The sequence below is a fragment of the Mesorhizobium sp. M1E.F.Ca.ET.063.01.1.1 genome, assembly GCF_003998155.1.
Lineage (GTDB): Bacteria > Pseudomonadota > Alphaproteobacteria > Rhizobiales > Rhizobiaceae > Mesorhizobium.
This window is the reverse complement of record NZ_RZSC01001102.1, coordinates 1-1431: the sequence shown is the minus strand read 5'-3', so window position 1 is coordinate 1431 and position 1431 is coordinate 1. Positions and strand designations below refer to the sequence as shown.

At 65.4% G+C, this 1431-nt stretch carries 3 protein-coding genes; 2 read left to right on the top strand and 1 reads right to left on the bottom strand.

Annotated elements, in window-relative coordinates:
* Positions 1 to 456, bottom strand: a 456-nt coding sequence (locus tag EOA29_RS42470) for a hypothetical protein (RefSeq protein WP_210213223.1), incomplete at its 3' end; no start/stop codon positions are given.
* A 37-nt stretch (positions 457 to 493) separates the two neighbouring features.
* On the opposite strand from EOA29_RS42470, the gene EOA29_RS36385 reads away from it, so the two are divergent.
* On the top strand, positions 494 to 871 hold the full coding sequence (locus EOA29_RS36385) for a VOC family protein (protein ID WP_126093816.1): 378 nt from the start codon (positions 494 to 496) through the stop codon (positions 869 to 871).
* A gap of 92 nt (positions 872 to 963) precedes the next feature.
* Positions 964 to 1431, top strand: a 468-nt coding sequence (locus tag EOA29_RS36380) for a MarC family protein (RefSeq protein WP_145970047.1), incomplete at its 3' end; no start/stop codon positions are given.

Here is a 1431-nt window from a genome sequence, read left to right as displayed (position 1 = left end):
CTCTACGGCCGCTTCATCGGCGCCTGGACCTTCGACGCCACGCGCATTTTGGAGGACGGCACCAAGCTTGCCGGGCGCGGCGAGGTGCATTTCGGCTGGGTCCTGGAAGGCAAAGCGGTTCAGGACGTCTGGATCCTGCCCGCGCGGGATGCCGGTCCTTCGCCGTCGCTTGGGCCGTGGACCTTCTATGGCACGACGCTGCGCGTCTACGACCTTGGCATCGACGCCTGGCACATTTTCTGGAGCGATCCGCGCAACCAGTATTACAGCCGTCAGCTCGCTCGCGCCGAAAGCGACACGATCGTGCAGGTCGGCGCCGATGGCACCGGTGCATCGGTGCGCTGGAGCTTTTCGCGCATCACAGAAAATTCGTTCCGTTGGCTGGGCGAGCGCTCGCATGACGGCGGCGCGACCTGGCGCATCGAGGTGAGTTTCTGGCCCGCCGATCGACTCCAACCTGAGCCATCAACCGCCTGTAATCATGGAGAAAACAATGCTCGACCATGTCTCGATCGGTGTCCGCGACGCCGATGCCTCGAAACGCTTCTACGACGCCGCGCTGCAGCCGCTCGGCTATTCTTGCCTCAGCCAGTCCCCCGGCTCGCTCGGCTACGGCGCTGAAGTTGTCCAGCTCTGGGTCAACGACGCCGGCCGGCCGGTGCCGGCAGACACGGACTCGGGCCTGCACTTCTGCTTTTCGGCACCGACACGCGCCGGCGTCGATGCGTTCCATGCAGCAGCGCTGCGAGCGGGCGGCAAGGACAATGGCCAGCCCGGGCTCCGCGCGGCCTATGGCGATAACTACTACGCGGCGTTCGTCATCGACCCTGACGGCTACCGCCTGGAGGCCTATTGCGGCAAAGCCGAATAGCCGGCTGATTTCCCTTCCGCCTGTTTCCAGCGCCCCGGCTTTGCTCTACCAATTGAAGCGCTTGGGCTTCGCCCGGCGGGAGGGGACCAGCGATGCCGAGCTTCGACAGCCTGTTCAACGCCTTCGTCACCATACTGGTGACCATCGACCCGCCGGGGCTGGCGCCGCTTTTTCTCGCCGTGACGCGCGGCATGAACCGCGAGGAGCGTCAGCAGGTTTCCGTCCGCGCGTCGGTGATCGGCTTCCTGGTGATGGCGCTGTTCGCCGTCGCAGGCGCCTCGATCCTGTCGGTGTTCGGCATCACGCTGCCGGCCTTCCGCGTCGCCGGCGGCTTCCTGCTGTTCTTCATCGCCTTCGAAATGGTGTTCGAGCGCCGTCAGGACCGCAAGGAGAAGATCGGCGACGTCGCCATCACCAAGGACATGATCCACAATATCGCCGCTTTCCCGCTGGCGATCCCGCTGATCGCCGGCCCCGGCGCGATCTCGGCGACCGTTCTGCTGTCGGGACACTTCGAGGGTTTCGCGGCGCAGACGGCGCTGGTCGGCATCATCGCGATC

Coding starts and splice junctions, on each gene's coding strand:
- EOA29_RS36385 (WP_126093816.1), top strand. CDS start 494: ATGCTCGACCATGTCTCGATCGGTGTCCGCGACGCCGATGCCTCGAAA.